Below are 2,310 nucleotides of genomic sequence, written 5' to 3' on the forward strand. Positions count from 1 at the left end.
GTTACGGCGGTCATAGCGTGGGGGAAACGCCCGGTCCCATCCCGAACCCGGAAGCTAAGACCCACAGCGCCGATGGTACTGCACCCGGGAGGGTGTGGGAGAGTAGGTCACCGCCGGAACACCATTAACGGTCGAGGACCCCCACCACACGTGGGGGTCCTCCCGCATTTAACCCCCCTCTCCGGCAGGGCCGGGACCCCGGCCCCGGAGCCCGGGCCCACGGCCAGCTGCCCCCGGGCCGGTCCGGTAATCGCCCCTGGCGCGCGATCGCCGGTGAGGGGCCCTACGACGTCGTATGCTCCGCCTTGAAGGAGGCCCCGCGTTGCTGCAGAAACGTACAGGCCGGACGCGCCTGGACGGCCTCATTCGGCATCGGGCACGCCGTCCCCTGCCCCTCCCGCTGACCTGAGCTTCCGGCGTCTGCGCCGGCGCCAGACGATCACCAGGCCAAGCACGACGAAGGGGACCAGCACCCAGCCGCCGATGTCGAGAGCGTCACCGATGGCATTGGCCAGCGCCCCGGCCAAATAGGCGAGAACACTGAGGCTCGCGACCCAGGCAATGGACCCTGTGATGGTCCAGAGCAGAAAATTGGGCCACGGCATCTTGGCGGCCCCCGCGGCAATGGCGCCCCAGAGCCGGACCACTATGACCCAGCGGCCGAAGAACAAGGCTTTGCCGCCGTGCCGATCGAAGAACGACTCGAGCTGGAGGATGCGATTCTCGTCGGCGTGGAAGCGCCGTGCGAGTCGAAGCATCAGCGGACGGCCTCCCACCCGCCCAAGTACGTAGCCAATAGTGCTCCCGAGCATGGCGCCCAGGCTGCCGACCGCGATAACGGCGGCAAGGTTCAGGTCTCCGTGGCGCGCCGAGGCGTAGGCTCCAAGCAGGACGGCCACGGCGGGAAGCGGTACACCGGCGCACTGGGCCAGCACAATCACGAAGACGGCGAAGTAGTACGCCCATCCGTCCGCAACCCCTGCTTCCGCGGCGAAGTAGGCCGCCCAGCCGAGCGCCACGAAGCGGAAGGCAACTAATCCGGTCATCGCTCACACCTCACTCCGCTGCTCCGCCGTGGTTCATCATGACGGTCCCCGCGCTGCCCGCGTTCTGTCTGCGGTCATAACCCCCGCGACAGCACCGGGATGGCCCTTGTCTACCCTTGCGGCCGGGGCCGCGTCAAGAGCACGCTGCGGACACTGCCCGGCCGGCGGCGGCACAGCGTTTCCGGCCGCGGCGCTAGGCTCGGCGCTCCGGCCGGATCGCCCGCAACCACCACCGCCCGCGCCGGTACGACCGCCGGACCTGCGCGTCTACTACGCCTCCTGCTTTAGGCCCTGAAGAGCTGCCCAGGTTCCCGGGACTATTGGCGACCGAAGACGCACGAAGGAAAGGCTCACACACAGGCCAAGCCCGCCCTCCCTCCTGGCGCGTACGCCCTTCAGCACCAAGACGCTTGGGTGGATGCGCTTTCCGAGCATGAAGATGGATTCCGCGCGTGGGTGAAGGCCGTTGATGACACTGCCTGGGATCGCGTCGGGTGGGAACACGTTCGCCAGGCGGCTCCGGCAGGCAATGAACACGCGTCGGTCTTGTTCGTCGTGGAAGGTGCCGCTCTTGAAAGCGGTATCCGATACAGATCACGGATCTGCGCGACGCATCGAGCCGACCGTTCCGATGCATTGCGGGCGAACTCAGGGGAGTCGATAACACCTTAGACATCGCGAACATCGACTGGGGGAGCTCTCAGTAAGCACAGACAGCAAGGGTGACTCCAGGGGGTTGCCTGACAGTTCTTGCTGCTTCGACGTCCTGGGAACAGGTTGCGGCCGAATCAATTGCTCGATCAAACCACGAGATCATGCAACTTCCGCCGCGGGTTGCAAGGTCCTTCGCTGATTCCAGGTAGCTGACGTTCGTCAGGTGTTCCCTTCAGCCATGATTTCGGCGGGGTGGCTGCTGTCGGGCCATCAACTCGTCATACGCCCCGGCAGATGGCAGACGGCAGTGCTGGCCGGAAGGCCGGCGATGATCGCGGCGGGATCCATGAGCCCGCGCAGGGTCAGGCAAGCCGTCCGACGTCCGGGAACCCGGTTGCGGTACCCCTCGAACAACACTTGGTTCGGAGTCTGGCCCAGAAGGCATCGGAAGCATCCTGCCGCGTCACGCCCCTGTGGCGGCCTGCATTCGACAACACGACGGCTGTTTGGCTGCAATTGCATGGGCCCGCCATGTGGGGGATCTGCTGGCACGGGGTTGGAGTGATGCACGGCATAGTGGCCGTGGGTGGCGGGGGAGCGTGTGATGAGG

The 2,310-nt window shown here is 66.2% G+C and carries 2 protein-coding genes and 1 rRNA gene; 2 read left to right on the forward strand and 1 reads right to left on the reverse strand.

Features of this window, described 5'->3' with window-relative positions; genetic code table 11:
* Positions 1-2: 2 nt before the first annotated feature.
* Positions 3-119: ribosomal RNA gene (gene rrf / locus AC1DHX_RS20600) — 5S ribosomal RNA — on the forward strand.
* Between the two features lie 243 nt (positions 120-362).
* On the opposite strand, the gene AC1DHX_RS20605 is transcribed toward rrf, so the two are convergent.
* On the reverse strand, positions 363-1,046 hold the full coding sequence (locus tag AC1DHX_RS20605; protein ID WP_476860532.1) for a DedA family protein: 684 nt from the start codon (positions 1,044-1,046) through the stop codon (positions 363-365).
* 456 nt (positions 1,047-1,502) lie between these two features.
* On the opposite strand from AC1DHX_RS20605, the gene AC1DHX_RS20610 reads away from it, so the two are divergent.
* Positions 1,503-1,718, forward strand: a complete 216-nt coding sequence (locus tag AC1DHX_RS20610) for a hypothetical protein (RefSeq protein WP_476858275.1) — start codon at positions 1,503-1,505, stop codon at positions 1,716-1,718.
* The last annotated feature ends 592 nt before the right edge of the window (positions 1,719-2,310 follow it).

It is taken from the genome of Arthrobacter sp. 05N33_2 (assembly GCF_056397425.1).

Coding starts and splice junctions, on each gene's coding strand:
- AC1DHX_RS20605 (WP_476860532.1), bottom strand. CDS start 1,046: ATGACCGGATTAGTTGCCTTCCGCTTCGTGGCGCTCGGCTGGGCGGCC.